The 25,048-nt window shown below is 42.9% G+C and carries 18 protein-coding genes and 6 tRNA genes; 6 read left to right on the plus strand and 18 right to left on the minus strand.

Features of this window, described 5'->3' with window-relative positions; translation table 11 throughout:
• Positions 1 to 14: 14 nt before the first annotated feature.
• The 5 genes from lnt to miaB all read right to left on the minus strand — a co-directional run bounded on the left by lnt (position 15) and on the right by miaB (position 5,626).
• Positions 15 to 1,550: an apolipoprotein N-acyltransferase gene (lnt, locus tag LDO51_RS11915; RefSeq protein WP_225574735.1), complete on the minus strand. Its 1,536-nt coding sequence runs from the start codon at positions 1,548 to 1,550 to the stop codon at positions 15 to 17.
• Entirely contained in the window at positions 1,550 to 2,434 is an 885-nt protein-coding gene (corC, locus tag LDO51_RS11920; protein WP_225574736.1) for a CNNM family magnesium/cobalt transport protein CorC, read from the minus strand. Before corC ends, lnt begins: the two co-directional genes overlap by 1 nt.
• A 208-nt stretch (positions 2,435 to 2,642) precedes the next feature.
• A complete protein-coding gene (gene ybeY, locus LDO51_RS11925) occupies positions 2,643 to 3,110 on the minus strand; it encodes an rRNA maturation RNase YbeY (protein WP_225574737.1) in 468 nt (155 codons plus the stop codon).
• Entirely contained in the window at positions 3,111 to 4,109 is a 999-nt protein-coding gene (locus tag LDO51_RS11930) for a PhoH family protein (RefSeq protein ID WP_225577265.1), read from the minus strand. It lies immediately after the preceding gene.
• Positions 4,110 to 4,195: 86 nt separating this feature from the next.
• Entirely contained in the window at positions 4,196 to 5,626 is a 1,431-nt protein-coding gene (gene miaB, locus LDO51_RS11935) for a tRNA (N6-isopentenyl adenosine(37)-C2)-methylthiotransferase MiaB (protein ID WP_225574738.1), read from the minus strand.
• Between the two features lie 336 nt (positions 5,627 to 5,962).
• Between miaB and ubiF the strand changes: the two genes are divergently transcribed.
• Positions 5,963 to 7,150, plus strand: a complete 1,188-nt coding sequence (gene ubiF / locus LDO51_RS11940) for a 3-demethoxyubiquinol 3-hydroxylase (protein ID WP_225577266.1) — start codon at positions 5,963 to 5,965, stop codon at positions 7,148 to 7,150.
• A 70-nt stretch (positions 7,151 to 7,220) separates the two neighbouring features.
• Here ubiF and LDO51_RS11945 read toward each other — a convergent pair whose 3' ends face one another.
• Complete coding sequence (locus tag LDO51_RS11945) at positions 7,221 to 7,607, minus strand: winged helix-turn-helix transcriptional regulator (RefSeq protein ID WP_225574739.1); 387 nt, start codon at positions 7,605 to 7,607, stop codon at positions 7,221 to 7,223.
• Positions 7,608 to 7,706: 99 nt separating this feature from the next.
• On the opposite strand from LDO51_RS11945, the gene nfsB reads away from it, so the two are divergent.
• Entirely contained in the window at positions 7,707 to 8,360 is a 654-nt protein-coding gene (gene nfsB, locus LDO51_RS11950; protein WP_225574740.1) for an oxygen-insensitive NAD(P)H nitroreductase, read from the plus strand.
• Between the two features lie 59 nt (positions 8,361 to 8,419).
• On the opposite strand, the gene LDO51_RS11955 is transcribed toward nfsB, so the two are convergent.
• The 10 genes from LDO51_RS11955 to nagB all read right to left on the minus strand — a co-directional run bounded on the left by LDO51_RS11955 (position 8,420) and on the right by nagB (position 14,411).
• Positions 8,420 to 9,763: a dicarboxylate/amino acid:cation symporter gene (locus LDO51_RS11955; protein ID WP_225574741.1), complete on the minus strand. Its 1,344-nt coding sequence runs from the start codon at positions 9,761 to 9,763 to the stop codon at positions 8,420 to 8,422.
• A gap of 454 nt (positions 9,764 to 10,217) precedes the next feature.
• Positions 10,218 to 10,292 (minus strand) — tRNA-Gln (locus LDO51_RS11960).
• Between the two features lie 12 nt (positions 10,293 to 10,304).
• Positions 10,305 to 10,381, minus strand: a tRNA-Met gene (locus tag LDO51_RS11965).
• A gap of 48 nt (positions 10,382 to 10,429) precedes the next feature.
• Positions 10,430 to 10,504: transfer RNA gene (locus LDO51_RS11970), tRNA-Gln, on the minus strand.
• A 52-nt stretch (positions 10,505 to 10,556) separates the two neighbouring features.
• A tRNA-Gln gene (locus LDO51_RS11975) sits at positions 10,557 to 10,631 on the minus strand.
• 32 nt (positions 10,632 to 10,663) lie between these two features.
• A tRNA-Leu gene (locus LDO51_RS11980) sits at positions 10,664 to 10,748 on the minus strand.
• Positions 10,749 to 10,755: 7 nt separating this feature from the next.
• A tRNA-Met gene (locus LDO51_RS11985) sits at positions 10,756 to 10,832 on the minus strand.
• A gap of 253 nt (positions 10,833 to 11,085) precedes the next feature.
• Entirely contained in the window at positions 11,086 to 12,309 is a 1,224-nt protein-coding gene (gene nagC, locus LDO51_RS11990; RefSeq protein ID WP_225574742.1) for a DNA-binding transcriptional regulator NagC, read from the minus strand.
• Positions 12,310 to 12,316: 7 nt separating this feature from the next.
• A complete protein-coding gene (gene nagA / locus LDO51_RS11995) occupies positions 12,317 to 13,483 on the minus strand; it encodes an N-acetylglucosamine-6-phosphate deacetylase (RefSeq protein ID WP_225574743.1) in 1,167 nt (388 codons plus the stop codon).
• A gap of 124 nt (positions 13,484 to 13,607) precedes the next feature.
• Positions 13,608 to 14,411, minus strand: coding sequence for a glucosamine-6-phosphate deaminase (gene nagB / locus LDO51_RS12000; RefSeq protein WP_225574744.1), 804 nt, complete (start codon positions 14,409 to 14,411; stop codon positions 13,608 to 13,610).
• A gap of 354 nt (positions 14,412 to 14,765) precedes the next feature.
• On the opposite strand from nagB, the gene nagE reads away from it, so the two are divergent.
• The 4 genes from nagE (at position 14,766) to glnS (ending at position 20,636) form a co-directional block, all read left to right on the plus strand.
• Positions 14,766 to 16,793, plus strand: a complete 2,028-nt coding sequence (nagE, locus tag LDO51_RS12005) for an N-acetylglucosamine-specific PTS transporter subunit IIBC (protein WP_225574745.1) — start codon at positions 14,766 to 14,768, stop codon at positions 16,791 to 16,793.
• Between the two features lie 313 nt (positions 16,794 to 17,106).
• Entirely contained in the window at positions 17,107 to 17,859 is a 753-nt protein-coding gene (locus tag LDO51_RS12010; RefSeq protein ID WP_225574746.1) for a hypothetical protein, read from the plus strand.
• Between the two features lie 146 nt (positions 17,860 to 18,005).
• Entirely contained in the window at positions 18,006 to 18,821 is an 816-nt protein-coding gene (locus LDO51_RS12015; protein WP_225574747.1) for a sulfite exporter TauE/SafE family protein, read from the plus strand.
• Positions 18,822 to 18,968: 147 nt separating this feature from the next.
• Entirely contained in the window at positions 18,969 to 20,636 is a 1,668-nt protein-coding gene (glnS, locus tag LDO51_RS12020) for a glutamine--tRNA ligase (protein WP_108479374.1), read from the plus strand.
• Positions 20,637 to 20,954: 318 nt separating this feature from the next.
• Here glnS and LDO51_RS12025 read toward each other — a convergent pair whose 3' ends face one another.
• The gene (locus LDO51_RS12025; protein ID WP_225574748.1) at positions 20,955 to 22,517 is read right to left on the minus strand and encodes an esterase family protein; all 1,563 of its coding nucleotides are present in this window, start codon (positions 22,515 to 22,517) and stop codon (positions 20,955 to 20,957) included.
• A 103-nt stretch (positions 22,518 to 22,620) separates the two neighbouring features.
• Positions 22,621 to 24,741, minus strand: coding sequence for a TonB-dependent siderophore receptor (locus LDO51_RS12030; protein ID WP_225574749.1), 2,121 nt, complete (start codon positions 24,739 to 24,741; stop codon positions 22,621 to 22,623).
• Between the last annotated feature and the right edge of the window lie 307 nt (positions 24,742 to 25,048).

The following is a 25,048-nucleotide window of genomic DNA, read 5'->3' on the forward strand; positions in this document are numbered from 1 at the left end:
GTTTAAAGCGTCAATTAGCGACGTTTTTGACGGCGGTTAAGGGTAAATCCGACAATGCCGAATATAGCGACCACACCCCACATCGGCCAGTTACTCCAACGAGCATAAGGGGTTAATCCCGTTGTTGGTGTGACTTTTTCAGCCAGTACCGCATCTTGGAACTGTGGCAGAATACCTTGAATGGAACCATCCGCACTGATGACTGCCGTTACGCCATTGTTGGTGGCGCGTAATAGCGGGCGACCGAGTTCTAATGAGCGCATTCTTGCCATTTGGAAATGCTGCCAAGGACCAATCGATTCACCAAACCAAGCATCATTTGAAATTGTCAGTAAGTAGTCACTGTCTGGTTTGAAGTTATCTCTAACTTGAGTACCCAGGATAATTTCATAGCAAATGGTTGCTGTCAGATGAATATTACCAATCGCTAATTGAGACTGTTGATAATCTCCACGACTAAAGCCCGACATGGGTAAATTAAAGAATGGCGCAATTGGACGCAGTAAATCTTCCAACGGGACGAACTCACCAAATGGGACTAAGTGATGTTTGTTATAACGATTCTTAGTCGGGTAGAGGTAAGGCTTTCTATCGCCCAGTACAATAATAGAGTTATAGAAGACCGAATCACCATTGACGGGTTTTGCATCGACAGTTCCGGTAATTAACCGCGTTTTGGTTTCATTCAGTAAAGTGTCCAGCGCTTTGAGCCACGGCTGATTTTCCAATTCCACTACGGGAATGGCTGACTCAGGCCAAATAATCATATCGGCTTTGCCAATGTAAGGGCTGGAAAGCTTGATATAGCGATCTTTGGTTTGTTGCAAAAAGCCTGCTTCCCATTTCATCGATTGAGGAATATTTCCCTGTACCAATGCCACTTCCATGGTTTTATCATTCAGAGGCGTGAACCACTGGACGTTTTTGGCTAACAGTGGAATCAGCAACAGCGCAGCTGCACAAGCCAGAGGAATAAAACTGCGACGAATGACGGTCAGAACGAGCAAGCCGCTGATGCTAAATAGCAGCAAGGTTATCATCTCAACACCAAAAATTGGCGCTAATGATTTCATCGGTCCATCAATCTGGGTATAACCAAATTGCAGCCATGGGAAGCCAGTCAGTACCCAGCCACGCAGAAACTCAGTCACTTGCCATAGCGCAGGAGCCATCAACACTAGGCGCCAAACATTGGCCTTGGGGGTGAATTTATTGAGCAGTAGACCAAATAGACCGGGATACAGTGACAGATAGGCTGCCAGCAAGATAACGATAAATACGTTAACCGCATCCGGCATTCCACCAAAATCGGCGATACTGACATACACCCAGTTGACGCCGCTGCCAAATAAGCCAAATCCCCACGCGAACGCGATAGCAAAAGCTTGCTTGGCGGTTCTGTGTAGGGTTAATAGCTGAAGAAAGAAAATAGAAAGGAGTGCGGCAGGCCAGAAGTCAAAAGGTGAAAAAGCCAGTGTACCACTGGCTCCGAATAGTAAAGCCAGCAGCAGGCGTAGCCACTGGCTTTGATAAGTAGAGGATAAGTTCATTAACTCTGTTCTTCATCCAAAGTAGGCACTGGGGCATCGTCAGGAATTTTCACTTGGAGTAGTAAAATTCGACGGCTATCCGCCATGGAAACTTTAAACTGGTAGTTATCGATGATAATGGTTTCACCACGGGATGGTAAGTGACCAAAGGCTTGCATCACTAAGCCTCCAACGGTATCCACCTCATCATCACTAAAATGTGTCCCAAAGGCGTCATTAAAGTCTTCGATTTGAGTCAAGGCACGAACAGAGTACGAATGACGGCTCAGTTGGCGGATATCCACATCATCCTGGTCGTCATACTCATCTTCAATTTCACCGACGATCAGTTCTAAAATATCTTCAATAGTCACTAAACCAGAGACACCACCAAACTCATCAATAACGATGGCCATGTGGTAACGCTGGGAACGGAATTCTTTGAGTAGGCGGTCTACTCGTTTACTTTCAGGAACAACAACGGCCTGACGTAACACTTTATCAATACTGAATGGTTCTGCATCGGTACGCATAAATGGCAGTAAATCTTTTGCCATTAATAACCCTTCAATATGATCTTTATCTTCGCTGATAACAGGGAAGCGAGAGTGGGCAGAATCGATGATGACATCGAGGCACTCATCAAGGGTTTGGTTACGTTTTAAGGTAACAATTTGAGAGCGAGGGATCATGATGTCACGTACCCGCTGATCGGCAATATCCATGACGCCTTCCAGCATTTCACGGGTATCCGGGTCAATTAAATCGTTTTGTTCAGAATCACGAATTAATTCGACCAAATCATCACGGTTTTTGGGTTCACCATGGAAAAGTTGATTTAACAGGGCAAAAAAACCTTTCTTAGGTCCAGGGGTGTCACTACTCGAAGAGTTATCGTCGCTCATGGCGTTTAATTTATTATTCCTCAGTTAATTAGAAAAATCGCTAACCCATAGAGTTAGGTATGAATTGTTTAGCTTAAAACATTTTGTTTAACGAAACAATTTATGGGTTAGCCTCGATGCATATTCTTTACGTTAACAGACATCGTTTTACGATGAAACACTCGTGTTAACGTAAAAATACTTATTAACGTTAAAAATTATAGAGAGCTCACTCTTTTTCCGCAAGATACGGATCGGCATAACCCATTTCTGCGAGGATTTCGGTTTCTAATCCTTCCATTTCTTCAGCTTCATCATCTTCAATATGATCATAACCGAGTAAATGTAGGCAACCGTGAACTACCATGTGCGCCCAATGTTCTTCTTCGCTTTTTTGCTGCTCGGCGGCTTCTTGCTCCACAACTTGGCGGCAAATAATTAAATCCCCTAACAGCGGAAGCTCCACTTCTGGTGGTGCTTCAAATGGGAATGACAGCACGTTAGTCGGCTTATCTTTTCCACGATAAGTTAGATTTAATTCATGGCTTTCGGCTTCATCAACAATACGAACAGTGACTTCGCTTTCAGCTTGAAACTTGGGTAATACCGCATTAACCCAGCGCTGGAACATCGCTTCAGAGGGTAAACCGTCAGTATTTTCGCTCGCTATTTGTAAATCGAGAATAACATCGCTCATTTAGTGATTTTCCTGCTTTTCAAGCTCACGTTGTTGCTCTTTTTCTTCTTTCAATTGCTGGCGACGTTTGCTGTCTTGCTCTTCCCATGCTTCATAAGCCATGACAACTTTCGCCACGACAGGGTGACGCACCACGTCTTCACTATGGAAGAAATTAAAGCTTAAATCATCCACGTTCGACAATACTTCGATGGCGTGTCTTAAACCGGATTTGCTGCCTCTTGGCAAGTCGACCTGAGTGATATCCCCAGTGACGACAGCTTTAGAGTTAAAACCAATACGGGTTAAAAACATTTTCATCTGTTCGATGGTGGTGTTTTGGCTCTCATCTAAAATGATAAACGCATCGTTCAGTGTACGACCACGCATGTAGGCCAGCGGAGCCACTTCAATCACATTACGTTCAATCAGTTTTTCAACTTTTTCAAAACCGAGCATTTCAAACAGCGCGTCGTATAGAGGACGTAAATAAGGATCCACTTTCTGGCTTAAATCACCCGGCAAGAAACCCAGTTTTTCACCTGCTTCAACCGCAGGGCGGGTGAGCAGAATTCGGCGCACTTCTTGGCGCTCTAATGCATCGACGGCTGCCGCAACAGCAAGGTAAGTTTTACCCGTTCCCGCAGGACCAATCCCAAATGTAATATCATGATCTAAGATATTGGCAATGTATTGTGCCTGATTTGGGGTGCGAGGTTTGATAACCCCGCGTTTGGTCTTGATATTCACGGCTTTACCATAGTCAGGCACGCTTTCTGCGGATTGTTCAAGCACTCGGCTATCGACAATCGCAAGGTGAATATTTTCAGGATCAATATCAGGGATCACACCGCGAATTGGTGCGGTATCAACATATAGCTGACGTAAAATCTTACTGGCTGCTTGAATATTAAGCGCTTTACCGGAAAGCTTAAAACGGTTGTCTCGGCGGTTGATTTCAATACCAAGACGACGCTCTAATTGCTTAATATTGTCGTCAAATGGCCCGCAAAGGCTCATTAAACGCTGATTATCTGCGGGCTCTAAAAAAATCTCTTGTGTTGCGATTTGCAAAGGTTTGTTATCGGTCACTGAGTATCCTATCTTTAGGGTTGGAAGTTACCAACGCCAAGTTCATCTTCTTTACGGGTACGTGCAATCACGGATTCTGGGGATTCATGAACACGCAGATCCATTTGATCTTCGGTACGAATCACTTTACCGCGTAAAGAGTTGGTATAAACATCGACGATCTCGACATCAACAAATTTACCGATCATGTCCGGAGTGCCTTCAAAGTTCACTACGCGGTTATTTTCGGTACGACCTGAAAGTTCCATCACATTTTTACGTGAGGTACCTTCCACTAAAATACGTTGTACTGTTCCCAGCATGGCACGGCTGAAGCTCATTGCTTGCTGATTAATGCGCTGTTGCAGTAGATACAGACGCTCTTTTTTCTCGTCTTCGCTAACATCATCCGGTAAATCAGCGGCTGGTGTACCCGGACGTGCGGAGTAGACGAAGCTGTAGCTCATATCAAAATTCACATCAGCAATCAGCTTCATGGTTTTTTCAAAATCATCGGTGGTTTCCCCAGGGAAGCCAACAATAAAGTCGGAGCTGATCAGAATACCTGGGCGCGCTTCGCGTAATTTACGGATAATTGCCTTATATTCTAATGCGGTGTGTGCACGTTTCATCATGGTGAGTACACGGTCAGAGCCACTTTGTACTGGTAAGTGTAAGAAACTCACTAGTTCAGGAGTATCGCGATACACTTCGATGATGTCATCGGTAAATTCGATTGGGTGGCTGGTGGTGAAGCGTACGCGGTCAATACCGTCGATAGCGGCCACTAAACGTAATAATTCGGCGAATGAACAGATTTCACCGTCGAACGTCTCACCACGGTAGGCGTTAACGTTTTGACCCAGCAAGTTAACTTCACGCACACCTTGGGCAGCTAACTGTGCAATTTCAAACAGAATATCATCACAAGGGCGGCTAACTTCTTCGCCGCGAGTGTATGGTACAACGCAGAAAGTACAGTATTTGTTACAGCCTTCCATGATAGAAACGAACGCAGTTGGGCCTTCAGCCCGTGGCTCAGGTAAGCGGTCGAATTTTTCAATTTCAGGGAAGCTGATATCAATAATTGGGCTACGATTGCCTTGAATTTGGTTAATCATTTCCGGTAAACGGTGCAGAGTTTGCGGGCCGAAAACGATATCAACGCAAGGTGCGCGCTGGCGAATAAAATCGCCTTCTTGTGATGCGACACAGCCACCGACACCAATGATGATATCAGGATTTTTGTCTTTGAAGAATTTCCAACGACCAAGCTGGTGAAATACCTTTTCTTGGGCTTTTTCGCGGATAGAACAAGTGTTTAATAACAACAGATCTGCTTCTTCAGCAATGTCAGTCAGTTGATAGCCGTGGGTGCTTTCTAGTAAAGAGACCATTTTAGATGAATCATATTCGTTCATCTGGCAGCCCCAAGTTTTCATATATAACTTTTTATTTGTCGACATGTCGTGTATCCGGTGTTTTCGAGGCCTAAATAGGGACTTCGAAACGCGTTGTAAATCCAAAGTCCTACCCTATGATGATGGGGAGATTCACCGCATTTTGATTAAGAACAGCGTTCTGTATTGGATTAAATGCAAAAATCACCCAGTAATAACATGCTAAAATAATATCATCACCAAATACTTAAGGGCAGGCTATTTGCCTATTGTTTTAAAGATTGACGAGTATTGTATTCATTTGAGGCATCAGTGACCAGAGCCCGAGCGTAGATATTGCCTGCGGGGGTGAGAATTTTTCGGTATACTAAATAAATCAAACAGTTAATAGTAGCTATCATGATGAATAAACTAACTGAATTTTATGATGTTGTTGTGGTTGGTGCGGGAATGACCGGCGCTGCGGCAGCATTAGGCTTCGCCCAAGAAGGGATGAAAGTAGCTTTACTTGAGAAAGCCCAGCCTACCGAGTTTAATGCGAGCAGTACGCCAGATGTACGTATCTCCGCTATCAGTAGTGCCTCTATTGAATTGCTAAAGCAATTAGGGGCATGGAAACATGTAGAAGCGATGCGCAGCGCGCCTTATCGCGAATTAGAAACCTGGGAAGAGCCAGGCAGCAATGTGATTTTTGATGCTAAAAGTTTAGGCTTACCAGAGCTGGGCTTTATGGTGGAAAACCGTGTTTTACAACTGGCATTGTGGCGTGAATGTGAGCAGTACAGCAACCTCGAATTAGTTTGCCCAGCTACGTTGGTGAATTTACACCAACCTCATGGGCAAAAACATTGGATGGTTGAGTTGGAAGATGGGCGCGTTCTGGAAACTAAACTGGTGGTTGGTGCGGATGGCGCTAATTCTCAAGTGCGTAAAATGGCGGGTATTGGAAGCCGAGGCTGGCAATATCGTCAATCTTGCATGTTGATCACTATCCAAACGGATACGCCGCAGCAAGACCGTACATGGCAACAGTTTTTCCCTTCAGGCCCAAGGGCATTTTTACCGCTGTATGATAACTGGGCGTCCCTCGTGTGGTATGACAGCCCTGCCAAAATTCGCCGTTTGCAAAGTATGTCTATGGAGCAACTCACGGGCGCTATCTCGGAAGCGTTCCCTGAGCGACTTGGTGCAGTAAAAGCCATCGCATCGGGCGCATTTCCGTTAACTCGTCACCATGCAAGCCGCTATGTGATGGATGGATTGGTGCTGATTGGTGATGCGGCGCATACTATCAATCCGTTAGCAGGGCAGGGAGTAAACCTTGGTTATCGCGATGTGGATGTGTTATTGAAGGTCATTTACCAAGCGCGTGAGTGTGTTGAGGCATGGGAGTCTTTGGATGTGCTTAAGCGCTATCAACGCCGCCGTTTACCAGACAACCTTGTGATGCAGGCGGGAATGGATATTTTCTATATGGCTTTCAGCGAGAATTTACCGGGCTTGAAAATGCTGAGAAACTTTGGCTTGATGACTGCACAACGTGCGGGTGAGGCGAAAAAATTAGCGCTAAAATATGCGCTAGGGCTGTAATCTAATCCATCAATGCTATTGAACCAATTTATCGTTATGTGTTACCCAGATAAGTTTCTGGGTAACTTCCTCATGATGACTCTTCTGTATTTGCATCTTGCTCTTGCATATTTAATAGCGGGATCCCATATTTTTCTCCCCACTCTTGCAGAGCATTAATCACTGTGCTTAAAGATTCCCCAGCGGGGGTCATTGAATACTCGACTTTGGGCGGCACTTCAGGATAGACATATCGAGTAATTAGTCCATCGCTTTCGAGTTCTCGTAATTGCTTGGTTAGCATGCGCGGCGTAATGAAAACTAATTTCCTTTTTATTTCATTAAATCGCAGTGTTTTTCCCTGTAAATGATACAGGATCACGCCTTTTCCTTTACCGCCCATTAGCTCTAATGAGGCTTCAACAGGGCATCCGTCATAGGTGTAGTTTGTGTAACGTCTTTTTTTGATAGTATCCATTTGTATAGTATGTGCCATTAATGTGCGTACTTGTTAGTTTGTACTTTTAACATTAGGATGTTCAAAATTCAATACAGTTTATTTAACTTAGGGGATCTAATGAACTTAACTCATGTTCTAAATACTCGTTATGCAACAAAAAGCTTTGACCCAAATAAAACGATTTCTGATGAAACACTGGCTGAGATAAAAGCGTTACTCCAATTAAGCCCTTCGAGTGTCAATGTGCAACCTTGGCATTTCTTGATGGTAAGTAGCCCTGAAGCAAAACAAAAAATTATCAATGCAACGGCAGGTGGGTACTCATTCAATGAGGAAAAAATTCGCAATGCATCCCATGTGATTGTGATGTGTGGAAAAACAGAATTGTCTGAGGATTATTTACTGCATCTTTTAGAGCTCGAAGATGAAGAAGGGCGATATCTGAAAAGTGAGTTTAAAGAGCAGAATCATATGGCTCGTTCATTTTTTGTGAACTTACACAAGAATGAATTGAAGGATTTACCGCATTGGATAGAAAAACAAGTTTACTTGAATATGGGGGCATTATTATTGGGCGCAGCAGTTTTAGGGGTTGATGCGTTACCAATGGAAGGTCTCGATTTTTCAATTCTTAATGACGAATTCGATTTAAATGAGAAAGGACTAAGTGCGGTGACGGTAGTTGCGCTTGGTTATAAAACCGAAGATGATTTTAATTCTGCATTACCGAAAGCTCGTCTCCCATTGAATGAAGTCGTGACTGAGCTTTAATTTTTTGGATAAAAAAATAAGCCGCGATTGCGGCTTATTTTCGTTATATCGGTAATAAATTATTTATTATTTGCGATGTCGACAGAAGTCGTTGGTTGTACTGCATCTTCATCGATGATGATCGAATCTAAAGACTCACCTTTAGATGAGAATGCATGAGCCAGTTTTTCTGTATCTAACTCTTTTTCCCAACGTGCAACCACGATACATGCACAAGCGTTACCGACTAAGTTGGTCAGCGCACGGCACTCAGACATAAAGCGGTCGATACCTAGGATCAGCGCCATACCTGCAACTGGAATGCTTGGTACCACCATTAACGTTGCCGCTAAAGTAATGAAACCTGCACCTGTTACACCTGCTGCACCTTTAGAGCTGATCATTGCGACTAACAACAGGGAAATTTGCTGCCAGAGAGTCAGTTCAATATTGGTTGCTTGAGCAATAAACAGCGCCGCCATCGTCATGTAGATGTTGGTGCCATCGAGGTTAAATGAATAACCAGTAGGGATAACTAATCCCACGACGGATTTTTCACACCCCGCGTGCTCCATTTTTCTCATTAAGCTTGGTAATGCTGCTTCAGAAGAAGAGGTACCCAGCACTAACCATAATTCATCTTTGATGTATTTGATAAGCTCAATAATCGAGAAGCCGTTATATTTAGCCACTGCACCCAGTACGACCAGAACAAACAGTAGAGAGGTGATGTAGAACGTCATGATCAGCATCATTAAGTTGCCGATAGACGAAATACCGTATTTACCAATGGTAAACGCCATCGCACCGAATGCGCCGATAGGTGCCAGTTTCATTAACATAGCAACCATTTTGAACACAGGCTCAGAGAAGTTTTGCAGCAGTTTGACGATTGGCTCACCGTGTTTACCTGTTGCTGCCAGCGCTAAACCAAAGATCACCGAAATAAACAGAACCTGTAAAATGTTTCCGTTCACTAATGGGCTAATAACGGTGTCTGGAATAATATTCATGAAGAAGCCAACGATGGAAGATTCGTGTGCTTTTTCGACATAGCCTGCCACTTTGGCATTATCTAAGGTTGCTGGGTCGATATTCAGTCCAGAACCAGGTTGGATGACGTTAGCGACGATTAAACCAATAATCAGTGCGATGGTTGAGAACGTGATGAAGTACAGCATTGCTTTACCTGCAACGCTACCGACCGCTCTCATGTTGGTCATGCCTGAAATCCCGGTCACAACCGTTAAGAAAATGACTGGGGCAATAATCATTTTCACGATTTTAATAAACGCATCACCCAACGGTTTTAATGACTCTCCGATGTCTGGAAAAAAATGCCCAAGGGCAATACCTAAAGTGATGGCGACGATGACCTGCACATATAAAATTTTATATAGTGGTTGTTTTATTATGTTTCGCATAAGTTTTCTCTGTAAAAATATTGTGTTAGCGCAATTATAATTATTGGTTTTTTACTACATTGTTTTTTACAACACGGGTTTTCATCACATTGCTTTCAAAACATTGTTGTTTTTAGAACATTGTTTTTTTGTAACTAAGCAGAGATGGATTGGAAAGTTGGACTGATAATTTAAGACGAAAGGGGGCTTACGTATTACTAATCTAATCTAACTGCAATTCATTGCAAGACTATCACTTTATTTAGTTATGTGAAAATGACTGATATCACAATTTCGATATAAAAGTTGCGTAAAGGTAAATGGGATGTGTTAAGTATTTTTTAAAAGGTTAAAGGAAAATTTAAAGCTAGGAAGATAGTTTTAAAAAGCATTAAATAAATAACGCATTAAGTTTATTTACTTAATTTTTTAAATTGTTTTGAGAGTGATTTTTTATGATGAACACAGAAGAGAATGGCTGGGGTACCAGGATTCGAACCTGGGGATGCCAGGATCAAAACCTGGTGCCTTACCGCTTGGCGATACCCCAACAAAAAAGAAATGGTGGCTATGACGGGATTCGAACCTGTGACCCCAACATTATGAGTGTTGTGCTCTAACCAGCTGAGCTACATAGCCATCGAAATTTCTTTACTGTGTGATTTTACTGCTTGGAAGGATAATAGATGGCTGGGGTACCAGGATTCGAACCTGGGGATGCCAGGATCAAAACCTGGTGCCTTACCGCTTGGCGATACCCCATCCGAGAATATCTATTATTTATTTTCACTAAGAAAATTAATTGTCTTTAAGATGGCTGGGGTACCAGGATTCGAACCTGGGAATGCCAGGATCAAAACCTGGTGCCTTACCGCTTGGCGATACCCCAATCTTAAATTCAATTTTAACCGAGAAGGAAAATGGTGCGGGAGACAAGACTTGAACTTGCACACCTTGCGGCGCCAGAACCTAAATCTGGTGCGTCTACCAATTTCGCCACTCCCGCAAATAAATGGTGGCTATGACGGGATTCGAACCTGTGACCCCAACATTATGAGTGTTGTGCTCTAACCAGCTGAGCTACATAGCCATCTTTTTTTGCTTAACCTTCATCGGCGTTGCGGGGCGCATTATGCTAATTACAGGCAAGACAGTCAACAGCTTTTTGCACTATTTTTTAGAAAATGCGTCTGTTTGTTTGATGAATAATCATTTTGTCGATAAAGCCAGCAAAAAACAACCCCGAATTTGAAAAAATGTGATTTGTTATTATTAAGATGGTTAAAAATCACACTGAAATTTATTGTGCTATTTTGCTGTTTACCGATAAAAAGAGCGCAAAGTTAACTTTCTAATAATCTTTGGAGTAATTCGCCGTTTAACATGGCCCGTTTTGTCAGCGCAAATGCGCCAATAGCTGAATTATGAACCAGTTGTGAGGTGACGATCGGTAAGTTTTCACGGAAACCTTTTAAGGCTTGGGTATCAATGCAGCTTTGAATGGCGGGTAATAGAACCTGCTCAGCTTCAATGATGTCTCCGGCGATCACCACTTTTTCAGGATTAAACAAGTTAATAGTGATGGCGATAGCTTTACCAATTTGGCGTCCGACGTGTTGGATAACCTCGGTTGCCAGTGGGTCACCTTTATTTGCGGCTTGGCAAATATGGGAAATTGAACTGGTTTCAGAGGTTAATTGGCTCGCATATCCCTGCTCTAAGCGCTGTTTTACTCGAGCTTCAATGGCTTGGTTGGAGGCGATGGTTTCTAAACAACCAAAATTACCGCAATGGCAAAGGTCGCCCAGTGGGTCTACTTGGATATGCCCAATCTCACCAAGATTACCTCGATGATTGAGCAGTATCTCTTTATTCACAACTAAACCCGCCCCAGCCCCCCTGTGAATGCGTACAAGAAGTGAATCTTCACAATCTTGGGTGGCACCGAAATAGCTCTCAGCGAGGGCTAGGCTGCGAATATCGTGTCCAACATAACAGGTGAGATTGAAATGTTGTTGTAGGTTATCAATCAACCGCCAGTTATCCACTTTAATGTGTGGCATATAGTGGACAATGCCTGAATGGGGATTGACCAGACCTGGCAATATCACCGAAATCGCAATCAGCTCACGGATGCGTCGTTGGTGCAGCGAGATAAAATCTTCAAGTGCAGCAATCAACTTCTGTTCGACGATTTGCTGGGTGGGTTCTGTAATAGGGTAGTGACCATCTGCCAGCATTTTACCGCTAAGATCATAAAGAGCGATAGTGGCATCGTAACGCCCCAAGCGCACGCCGATGGTGTGGAAATGTTTGTATTCGGAGACGATGGAGATAGCGCGACGGCCTCCGGTGGAGGCCTGCTGGTCTACTTCTTTGATTAAACCGCGTTCGAGTAATTGGCGGGTGATCTTAGTGACACTCGCTGGCGCAAGTTGGCTCTGTTCCGCTATCTGAATTCTAGATATCGGTCCTTGTTGATCAATCAGGCTGTAGACAACAGCACTGTTGAGTTGTTTTACGAGATCAATATTACCAATTTGCTTTAGCGAGTGGCTTTGATTCATCAGCTAGTTACTCATTTTTATAGACTTCCTCTCCGTTTACATAAGTTGAAAGGACGTGGAAGTCTTGGTTAAAGGCAGTCAAGTTAGCCGTTTTGCCGGCTTCGATGGAACCTAATGTTGCCTCTACCCCAATAGCTCTCGCTGGGTAAAGGGTGGCCATTCTTAATGTTTCATCAAGAGGAATGCCAACATGTTCAACACTGTTTTTCACCGCATTAATCATGGTCAGGGAAGAGCCGCTCAGAGTGCCATTTTCATCGACACATAATCCATTGCGGTAGTATATGGTTTTACCTGCGAAGATAAAATGATCCATTTCACCTGTTTGGGGATCAATTCCCGCAGGGGCTGTCGCATCGGTAACTAAAACCAGTTTATCCCCTTTGAGTTGTTTACTATTGCGGATATTGGCCCATTGGACATGTAAACCATCTGCGATAATGCCTGCATAAACTTCAGGGGTATCGTAAATTGCACCAACCAGTCCTGGACCGCGACCAGAAATATACGGCATTGCGTTGAATAGGTGGGTTGATGCACGAATACCTGAGCGGAAACCTTGACGCGCTTCTTCATAGGTCGCATTGGAGTGACCAGCAGAGACCACAATACCGGCTTCGGTGAGCTGGTGGATAAAGCGTTGCTCAACAATTTCAGGGGCGAGCGTGATCATGCTAATCGCATCAGCATGTGCTGCTAAGTAATCCATCATTTCAACAGATGGCTTACGGATAAATTCTGGGTTATGAGTCCCTTTTTTAATCAAATTAATGTAAGGGCCTTCAATATGTAAACCAAGCGCTTGGTTTTTATTGCGTTTCAGATATTCAGTCATGACTTCAACGCCATGCTTCATCAGTTCATCTGAACAGGTAATCAGTGTTGGCAGAAAGCTAGTACACCCCGCACGTTCATTGGCTTTTTGCATGATTTCGAGGTTTTTCAATGTGACGTTTTCTTCGTTGTCATTGAATTGCACGCCGCCACAGCCATTCACTTGGAGATCGATAAAGCCAGCCGACAGAATGGCACCTTTTAAATCTCTACGTTCGATATCGTGAGGGAGTTCGGATTCTGGGCACACGGTTTTGATGATTTCGCCATCAATAATGACTGCGTGGTTATCCAGTCTTTCGTGACCTGTAAAAATAATGCAATTAGTTAATGCGTACATAGCGTAAAACTCCTGACCGCGAGTAAAATGGGTCACCGACCCGCATCAGTATGGCGGGTCGGGTGTTCGATACTCTATTTATTTTAGGCGTTTTTAGAGACGCTAAAATAAGGTTGAGCATAAATTAATTAAATTGCTCAATATTCGAACATTCTAATTGTTTGAAATATTTGAGCGTTTTGACTTTCAATTCTAATGTTGCTGGTTCATCACAGACAATCAATGCTTTTGGATGTAGCTGCACGCAGCTGATTGTCCATAAGTGGTTAACAGAACCTTCTACCGCAGCGTGAACGGCATCAGCTTTGTTTGCACCCGTCGCTAATACCATCAGTTCTTTTGCATCTAATAAAGTCGCAACACCCACGGTTAATGCATATTTAGGGACTTGATTAATGTCGTTATCAAAGAAACGAGAATTAGCTTGGCGAGTTTCTGGTGTCAGTGTTTTGATGCGCGTTCTAGAACTTAAAGAAGAACCCGGTTCATTAAACGCGATATGACCATCATTACCTACGCCACCCATGAACAGGTTGATTTGACCGTAGGATTTGATTTTGTCTTCATAGCGTTGACATTCCGCATCGACATCAGGGGCATTACCATTGAGTAAATTGATGTTTTCGGCTTGGATATCAATATGATTGAAAAAGTTTTGGTGCATAAACGTGTGGTAACTTTGTGGATGATCTTTGGGAATACCAATGTATTCATCCATATTAAATGTCACGACATGCTTAAAGCTGACTTTACCTGCTTTATATAAGGCAATTAATTCTTTGTAGGTGGCAAGCGGAGTTCCACCAGTTGGTAAGCCTAGAACGAAAGGGCGTTCAGCTGTCGGATTAAATGCGTTGATTTTATCAGCGATGTACTGTGCAGACCACACGCCAACATCATGAGCATTATTTAATGGGATAAGCCTCATGTACTTTTACCTCTAGTGTTTCTTTAAATTTATACTTATAGGACCCCAAATCTTAATTGTGTTGAATATTTTCAACATGTTCTTATGACTGAGGTACTTGGAGTATATACAGCAAATCAGATAAAAAACTTATTTTTAATCATAAAATAAGTTTTCGAGAATAGCTACTAATTTAGTCAATATTAGGTTTCTTTCGTTGACATTTATCACAGTTTCCAGCTATTTATTTTGTATCGCGAAAGAATTCATCTAGACTATGAATTGCTATAATTAAGCGACGTCGGTTATATTGCTGATGCGTGAAAATAAGATCCCAAAATGGGACAAAAATAGAGCGATACAAAGGGGGAGTTTGTGAATATTCTTAGCTACTTACAGCGGATTGGTAGGGCGCTTATGGTGCCTGTCGCCGTATTGCCAGCCGCCGCAATCCTAATGGGGATTGGTTATTGGATTGACCCAGATGGTTGGGGCGCCAATAGCGCAATCGCTGCGTTACTGATCAAATCCGGTGCTGCCATCATCGATAACATGTCCGTGTTATTTGCGATTGGTGTTGCGTACGGAATGTCTAAAGATAAAGATGGTGCTGCTGCATTAACCGGTTTTGTTGGCTTTTTGGTGGTGACAACACTGTGTTCACCTGCATCCTACTCAATGATTATGGGTGTGCCAGTGGAATCCGTCCCTGCTGCATTCAACAAAATCAATAACCAGTTCGTGGGTATCCTCGTTGGGGTTCTCTCTGCTGAACTTTACAACCGCTACAGTGGCGTCGAGCTACCAAAAGCGTTGTCATTCTTCAGTGGTCGTCGCCTCGTCCCGATTTTAACCTCATTCCTGATGATCATCCTGGCATTCATTCTGATGTATGTTTGGCCGGTTGTGTATAACGGATTAGTTTCTTTCGGTGAAAGCATCAAAGATATGGGATCGGTGGGGGCAGGTATCTATGCCTTCTTTAACCGTTTATTAATTCCTGTTGGGTTACACCACGCACTGAACTCAGTATTCTGGTTCGATGTGGCGGGAATCAACGATATTCCTAACTTCTTAGGTGGCGCGAAGTCCATCGAAGCAGGTCTGGCAACGGTTGGGGTAACCGGTCGCTACCAAGCAGGCTTCTTCCCTATTATGATGTTTGGTCTGCCGGGGGCTGCGCTGGCAATTTACCACTGCGCGCGTCCAGAAAATAAAGCCAAAGTGGCTGGTATCATGATTGCAGGTGCGTTTGCTGCATTCTTTACGGGGATTACTGAACCGCTTGAATTTTCATTTATGTTCGTTGCGCCAGTACTGTATGTGATCCACGCATTATTGACTGGTATCTCTGTCTATATCGCGGCAACAATGGAATGGATTTCAGGCTTCGGCTTCAGTGCGGGGCTGGTGGATATGTTCTTACAAACCCGTAACCCACTCGCCGTAAATTGGTACATGCTGATTGTTCAAGGCTTAGTTTTCTTCTGTATCTACTACGTGATTTTCCGGTTCATGATCCGCAAATTCAACCTGTTAACGCCAGGTCGTGAAGTCAGTGCGGGTGATGAAACTGTCGATGGCTATAACGAAAATGTAAGCGATGCACACAGCGATGAAAGCGAGATCCAAAAAGAAGCTCGTCAATATATTGCAGCGGTAGGTGGTAGCGACAACATCGTTAACATCGACGCTTGTATCACGCGTTTACGTTTAGGCGTAAAAGATTCAGCGGTGGTCAACGATCCTCTTGCTAAACGTATTGGTGCATCCGGCGTGATCCGCCTGAACAAGCAAAACGTGCAAGTGATTGTGGGAACTCGCGCTGAATTAATCGCTAAAGCGATGACAGAAGTGATGGCAAAAGGCCCTATTGCGGCATCTGCGCCAGCGGTTGCTCCAGAGAAAAGCCAGCAAGCAGCACCAGAAAAAGCAAAAGGTAACGTGGTACTGTCGTTAATCGCACCAGTTAGTGGTGAAGTTTACTCACTGGATCAGGTTCCGGATGAAGCGTTCTCTAGCCGCATCGTCGGTGATGGTATTGCCATCAAACCAACCAGCAGTGAAGTGGTGGCACCAGCCGCAGGGACAATTGTGAAAATTTTCCCAACTAACCATGCATTCTGCCTCGAAACCACGAATGGTGTTGAACTGATTGTGCATATGGGGATTGATACCGTTGCATTAAATGGCGAAGGCTGTGAGCGTTTAGTTGAAGAGGGTGCGGAAGTTGAAGCGGGCACTCCTGTCCTGAAACTCGACCTGCCATTCCTTGAAGCGAATGCAAAATCAATGATTAGCCCTGTTATCATCAGTAACATTGATGACTTTGCTGGCGTTGAAATTTTAGCAAAAGGTCAGGTTACTGCTGGTGAAACCGTTATTTATCACGTATTAAAATAATCTACGTATAGATAGAAAATACCGAGCAGTGCCTAGGAAATGCCAGCTTAATCAGCTGGCATTTTTTTATCTAAATTATGTCGTTATTAATATTCAAAGTATTAATCCGCCAAGTATTAACTTTCAAAGCATTAATTTCTATATTAATCAATCATTTATTCGGTATAACCGAATTTAACTTTTTGCCTCTTATTACTATTTTATTTCTCTTATGGCTTATTTTCCTTGGAGTTGATTTCCCTTGTTGGTGAGGCGAAAAATAATTCAAGGAAATCGGTTGGTTAAAGGAAGCTGTTTTTAAAGGAATAAAAAGATGATGTCAAAAATAACGCTAGTGAGTGAAGCAAGTGAATATGTGCTTCAAAAAATGAATCATTTTTTTCAATGTTCAGGGAATGCGATTCGCATTCGCAGAATGAATAAAGAAAATTTAAAGTATTGCAATATCAGTTCGTTAGCAACGGAAGAGCCGTTAGATTGGCTTGAGTATCAAGAAATTGTCATGACCAAAGAGAGCTTTAGTTTCTGTTTTAAACTCATTAGCCGTAATCGCATCTTAGTCAGAATACCGGATAAAGCAGCGGGAGGTTGTGTTTGTAGCTATGACCCTCACAGCCGTCGAGCGACAATCGAAATACTGCAAAATTTTGAAGAAAATAATAAAGCATTAGATGGAAAAATGATGGTTTACTCATTGCTGAGTATTTTATTTTTCCTAATAAAGGTAGGGGGAGAAGGGGTCTATATTAACAACCCGGCTAACGAAGATCTTCTTGACTATTATATTGATGAACTAGGCTTTCAGGATGTATTTAAAGATGGCAGCCTACTGTATAGCACCAAGCAACAACTTTTTACTCTCTTTGATGCGTTAAGGGAGCAGTGGAAACCCAAAACAGGTCTAAATATAACAGAAATGCCTAATGAGAGCGAAGAGCGACTCGCTGATGAATTTATGCGTTTGATTATCAGTGTAGCTCAAGCTATTAAGCAGATGCCTAAGGCGCCGAAAGGGGAATCCGTTGGCAAATTTGCAGATGATTTTGATGTATGGAGAAAAAACTAATTAATTGAATATACTGAAATTTGTAAGCAAATGGTTATATTTTTAATCAATTTGGCAAAATTTCAAAGCAAGTTGTCAAATCTGCATAAGCGCAGGAAGGTTCTCAAGGATAAGATAGAAACTCAACTATCTTTGAGGATCGTCCTGTGGATTTACTACTTTGCTTATTTGGTTTTATTTCGGGGATCACAACGGCGCTGTTCGGCTTCGGGGGCGGCTTTATTACGGTTCCACTTTTATACGCATTAATTACCCTTGTTTGGGGACCTCGCTATGAAGCCAGTGAAGTCGCGATGCAAATCGCCGTAGCCACGTCTACATTTGTGATGATTTTTTCATCAAGCTTATCGAGCCGAGCACACTACCTAAAAGGTAATCTCAATTGGCAAATTATTAAGCCTTTTATGCTGCCTATTTCGATTGGTGGAATTTTAGGCGCCCTCATCGCGTTATCGGTAGACAGTGAATGGATCCGCTGGATATTTATCGGTTACCTTATAATCACTATTCTCGATTGCTTTATTCGCCCGGGATTTATGCAAACCCAGTCAGAAAGTAATACTCTAATAAGAGGAAAATGTATTGAAGATACCGTCATCGGTACAGCGATCGGTACAATCGCGGCATTTTTAGGCGTGGGAGGGAGTGTGATGACGGTACCTTTGATGCGTCGTCGCGGGGCAAGCATGTTGCAAGCGGCGGCATTTGCTAATCCGCTGACGTTACCGATGGCAATCACGGGTTCTTTGATTTACTTTTATTTTGCTATGGAAAAGCACCTTGAATTAGGCTCCGGCTTCTTAGGGATGATTTATATTAAAGGTGCCTTAGTTTTGATTGCTACCTCGTGGCTAGGCATTCGTTTTGCTTCGTTTTTGATGCCCTACTTGAGTGACAAACGCCATGCCCAAAGCTATCCCATTTTATTGATGGTGGTTCTTGGGGTCATGCTACTCGTATAAATAGCCTATTTTTTGATAAAAATACCCCTTTGCCATTGCTTTTGCTGACTAACCTTAATCAAACGGTTGTTTCTGGACGTATTATGGTAGAATATATTCGGTTACTATACGAATTTAGCGCGCTTTTGGCACTGAGGAACGATGACAATGAATGAGGCAGATGCTCGCCCAACTAACTTTATCCGTCAGATCATAGATGAAGATCTGGCGACTGGGAAACACACATCAGTACATACCCGTTTTCCACCTGAACCGAATGGCTACTTACACATTGGCCATGCGAAATCAATTTGCTTGAACTTTGGTATCGCGAAGGATTATCAAGGCCAGTGTAACTTACGCTTTGATGATACTAACCCGGTCAAAGAAGATGTTGAGTATGTGAACTCCATTCAAAACGACGTCCAATGGTTAGGTTTCCAGTGGAGCGGCAACATTCGCTACTCATCGGATTATTTTGATATTTTATATCAATACGCGATTGAGCTTATCAAAAAGGGCCTTGCCTACGTTGATGAATTAAGTGCGGATGAAATTCGTGAATACCGTGGCACATTAAAAGAGCCAGGTAAAAACAGCCCTTACCGTGAGCGCCTGATTGAAGACAACTTAGCGTTATTTGAAAAAATGCGCGAGGGTGGATTCGAAGAAGGTAAAGCGTGTCTGCGTGCGAAAATCGATATGGCATCGCCATTTATGGTGATGCGCGACCCAGTGTTATACCGCATTAAATTTGCGGAACATCACCAATCCGGTAACAAGTGGTGCATCTACCCGATGTACGACTTCACTCACTGCATTTCTGATGCGCTGGAAGGCATCACACACTCACTGTGTACATTAGAATTCCAAGACAACCGCCGTTTGTATGACTGGGTACTGGACAATATCACGATTGACTGCCACCCACGTCAGTACGAGTTCTCTCGTCTGAATCTCGAATACACGGTGATGTCAAAACGTAAACTGAACCAATTAGTGACTGAAAAACACGTTGCTGGTTGGGATGACCCACGCATGCTGACCATCTCTGGTTTACGTCGTCGTGGTTATACTGCTGCATCAATTCGCGAATTCTGCCGTCGTATCGGTGTCACGAAACAAGATAACAACGTCGAAATGGCAGCGTTAGAATCTTGCATCCGTGATGACCTGAATGACTCAGCACCACGCGCAATGGCGGTTATCGACCCAGTTCGCTTAGTGATTGAAAACATGCCAGCAGGCGAAGAAATTCTGAAGGCACCAAATCACCCGAATAACCCAGAAATGGGAACTCGTGAAGTGCCATTTAGCAATGAGCTGTATATTGACCGTGCAGACTTCCGTGAAGAAGCTAATCGCCAATATAAGCGCTTGGTATTAGGTAAAGAAGTGCGCCTGCGTAATGCTTACATCATCAAAGCAGAGCGCGTAGAAAAAGATGCAGAAGGCAACATTACCACTATCTTTTGTACCTACGATGCAGGTACATTAAACAAAGATCCAGCTGATGGTCGTAAAGTCAAAGGCGTTATTCACTGGGTAAGCGCAGCACATGCACTGCCAGCGGAAATTCGTCTGTATGACCGCTTGTTTACTGTACCAAACCCAGCAGCCGAAGATGATTTCTTATCAGTGCTGAACCCAGAATCTCTTGTCATTCGCCAAGGTTTCGTCGAACCAAGCCTGCGCGATGCGCCAGCAGAAAAAGCGTATCAGTTTGAGCGTGAAGGTTACTTCTGCGCAGATAACAAGCTGAGCAGTGCGGATAAGCTGGTGTTTAACCGTACGGTTGGGTTGCGTGATACGTGGGCTAAGATTGAGTCTAACTAAATCCTCGTCATACTTCGCGCTGTAGCGGTGTTGGCTGCATTCACTCACCCTAGTCACATAACTTATGTATGTTCCTAGGGATTAGCTGAATCCTCGTCATACTTCGCGCTGTAGCGGTGTTGGCTGCATTCGCTAACCCTAGTCACATACTTGTGTATGCTCCTAGGGATTAGCTCACTTGCCGCCTTGCTACAACGTGAATTATTTAGAGGATTGCTGAGATAGGTTTAAAAACAGCCTAAAAAAAGACCTCCAATTACTGGAGGTCTTTTTATATCAAAATACTGTTGTAGATGCGGCGGATCACTCGTAGAAGATTCAGTGTTGGCTCGTGAAGTCTTTCAACCCATAGACCAATGCTTCTACCCAAGCAGCATAATCATGACCACTTGACCATGAATGGAAGCTGGTTTTGTAGTGTTTATCTCGCAAAACATGTTCAAGCTCTTGGCTATTAAGCCAAATGCCGCCATCAGCACCTTGGTTTTCAAATAATCCGGCTTGTATCCAGAAATTAATTGGATAATGTGGCGATTGCTGATATTGGCGAGTTAACCACCCAGGCTTTTCACCTTCAGGCGCCCACCAGTACGAGCCAGATAGGCTCAACACATGACTAAATTGGTTTGGATATCGCAATGCGACCCAGGACGATGCTAATCCTCCATAACTTGCGCCAGCCACAATCGTCTTTTTATTATTGATTTCAATACCATTTTTGCTCACCCAAGGTAGCAGTTCCAGTGCCATAAAATCAGCAAAAGCTTGATTTGGAGGGAGTTCCTTGGAACGACGTTGACTATCTAGACTATCTATAAAGACAATGTTAATCGGGGGTAATTGATGATTAGCAATCAAACCATCAAGTACATTGGCGGTGTGGTATTTATCCTGCCAAATTTGCCCATCAAACAAAAACAATGTCCAACTAACCAGTGTTGTCGCTTTTGGACGATAAAGAATGATTTCCCGACTATTTCCAAGGAATTCACTTTTTAATGTATGTCGAGTCAAAGAGCCATGGCGTATAGGCTGTTTCATTGTATCGCGGGTAAAATACCGTGAGGGTTTTAAATCAAGTAAAGATGATGTGTTCCACTTATCATCATTTTCCATACTCATAGTCGTGGGATTTAAAGGGTCTGCTTGTGCACTGACCAAAATTGCACGGCGTTGTTCACGCGCATTGCCATCTATTTTAGGAACGTCAGGCGCCAATTGATATTGCATACGCGTATCTGCGGGTACCACGTAGCTGCGAAACCAGACATCGGAGTTACCAAGTTTAAACATGGGATCATGATCGCCTGCCGGAGACCCTAAAATAAACACGTTACCGCGCGCTGCACGCCACAAAAAAGTGACTCGTTTATGAGATGTATCTACGGGTTCAACTAAAGGCGTACCGATGAGCTGTTGCTTTTCCCAAAATGCATCTGTCGTTCCTCCTGCTGCCAGCTCCTTTGCGAGTTGCTGTAAAGTAGGACTGACTGGAGCAAGTTTTCGCATGCGATTGAGTGGCTGAGTTTCTGTCATTTGCCAGTTAAATTGCCATTCACTACCGCTATTTCCATATAACATTAATGATGAAACTTGCCCTGCCGGGGATGAAAAAAGTAGCGATTTTTCTCCATCAGCAGGCCCTGCTTCCAATAACGTACGTAAATGATGGTTTTGCTGATCGAGCAATTGTGCTCCTGTTGCCCCTTTTAGTGTGGCAGCAATATAGTTTTCATTTAGCACTGGAAGCACAAAGCAAACCTTACCCTCGGTGTCAAATATGCCTTCTTGAACCCCTTGGAGAGGCAGTTCGTTACAAGGCGCGGCTATTGCTGATGCTGCACTCAAGGCGACCATTGCGCAAAGTAAAACAGACTTCATGAGCCCTCACTTTCAAGTTAATCGTTATTATTAATGAGATAACAAAGACTGCATCTCAATTTGATATAGTCTTTGTTCTTACTCTTTGTTCTTACTCTTTGTTTTACCAAGCGTAATCAAACGTGACAGTGCCAGTACGACCTATGCCATAAAAGCAGGCATCACTCATACCACAGGATGAAACATAATGTTTATCCATTAAGTTATTCACGTTTAACTGTATCGTTGCGCCTTTCAAAGATGGCGAAATATTGGCAAGTTCATAGCCAATCATCGCATCGTAAAGAGTTACCCCAGGCACAGAAAAACTATTATCCGCCCCTGCTTTGCTGGAACCTATATAGCGCACTCCCGCTCCTGCTTTCAGTCCATTCAGCATCCCTGAGTTTTCTTCATATTGTCCCCAGACGGAGGCCATATTTTTAGGGATTCGAGGAAATTCTTTTCCTTTTTCAGCACTGTTTGACGTTTCAAGTACTTTGGTTTTGGTATATGAATATGCTGCGGTAACGGCAAATTTGTCGGTAAGCTTACTGTTTATCTGGGCTTCCACACCTTTACTTTCACCCTTGCCGATTAGCGTCATATAACCTAATTCAGAGTCGTATTTAGGAATATTTTTTTGCTCGATATGATAGAGAGATAAGGTCGCCAGCGTTTTTTGGTCAGGAGTAAGGTACTTGATACCAACTTCTGTTTGTTTTGCTGTTTTAGGATCAAACGGCTTACTTTCTGGCTTTCTGTTAGTTGCAAGATTTGGCTCAAAAGAGGTGCTGTAGCTAATATAAGGGGAAATACCGTTATCAAATGAGTATAACAATCCAACTAAGCCTGTTAATTTGCCATCATTTTGTTGTGAGCTGTCACTGATCGTTCTGTCTATCGTTTTGACTTCAATCCAGTCATATCGGGTACTAGCTAATAAGTTCCAGTTATTCCATTCAATTTGATCTTGAATATAAATACCGATTTGATCGCTTTTTTGCAGCTGGTCGGTGAATAGTGTCTGCTTGGATTCATCAATTTTCTGGTATTGGGGGTTACGCCAATCAATATCATAATTGCCGCTTCTGTCACGCCAAAACTGTTTATCCTCTTTAGTCCATTTGTAATCGACGCCGACTAATAGTGTTTGATAAAGCCCCCCATTATTAATGTCGAAATTTAAATGGGTATCAACGCCAAATGTATTGAGTTTCGTTTTTTCGCGCTGAGCCATTCGTTTTAGTACATAAGGATAGTTTTTAGCTTCACTTGCTAAGGTGTTAAATACTAAGTAATTATATTTTTCATCAATCTCTGCGTAGCGTGCCTTTTGGACCAGTGAAATTTTATCACTAAAATTGTGTTCAAATTCATACCCGATACTATGTTGTTTTTGTTTGGAAATATTATAGTCAGGATTGCTTATGTTGAAGTCTTGCGGAATTTTTCCTTCAGGAGTTGATTCAAGCGTGCCAACTTTAGGAAGAAAGTTTCGATAACCATTTTTCGGTGAGTTTTGTAAGTAAGCCAGAAGAGTGAAAGTTGTGTCTTCATTTAGGAATGATATGGCAGGAGCGATGGCATATTTTTCTTCTTCATAGTCTCGTACCTGAGTATCTTTCTTTTTTGCTAAGCCATTTAAACGGTAGAGGATATTTCCATCATCCGTTAGCTTGCCACCCAGATCAAAAAATCCTTCTGTTTTATTTCGATTACCGACTCGTAACTGAATTTTATTGATGCTCTGCGCGGTTGGTTTTTTGCTTGTCATGGCAATAACCCCACCTGGGCTTATTTGTCCATATTGCACAGATGCCGGTCCTTTAATCATCTCAATTCTATCCAGAAACCAAGGCTCGGTTGTGCCCATTGACGAGGACGCATTTCCGCCAAAAGGAATGCCATCTAGAATTTTGTTCGCATAATCAAAACCGCGACTGAATACCTCATCATTACGATTTGAATCACCACGGTATTCGGTAACCACACCTGGTGTATACCTCAGTGCATCCACAACGGTTTCTGCCGCTCTGTTTTCTATTTGGGTTTTGGTCACCACATTCACCGTCTGTGGTATTTTCATTATCTGAGTTTCATTCTTCGTTGCAGAAGAAGTTGTTGTTGCAGTATATGAATCACTTGAGCTTGGTGTAGTCACAACCAGAACATCAGTTGCTGAAGCCGCGAATGGCGAAACTATTAACAGTGATAGCGCTGATAGCTTATTTTTATTTAACATAGCAATACCTGTTCATCCCTATTTTCAACGTGAAATTTAAGACAGAGCGGAAACCTCGCAGTACAAGTTTTCACACGATGGATATTTTTTTGATTTGGTCAGGAGGGTATAAAAGTGAATTTCTTTTTACCGTTCATACTTACACCGATGTATTCTTCGATATTTCTGGCATAAATATATCTGAATTAAACCAATGTGCTCTCAATGTGAAAATGTAAAATTTTTAGATTTAAAACATATAGATATACGAATTTATGCATTGAGGCTCTATTGTTTTCCAAACTTAATTTTCATATTATATATGATA

The organism is Providencia alcalifaciens (assembly GCF_020271745.1).
GTDB classification, from domain to species: Bacteria; Pseudomonadota; Gammaproteobacteria; order Enterobacterales; family Enterobacteriaceae; genus Providencia; species Providencia alcalifaciens_B.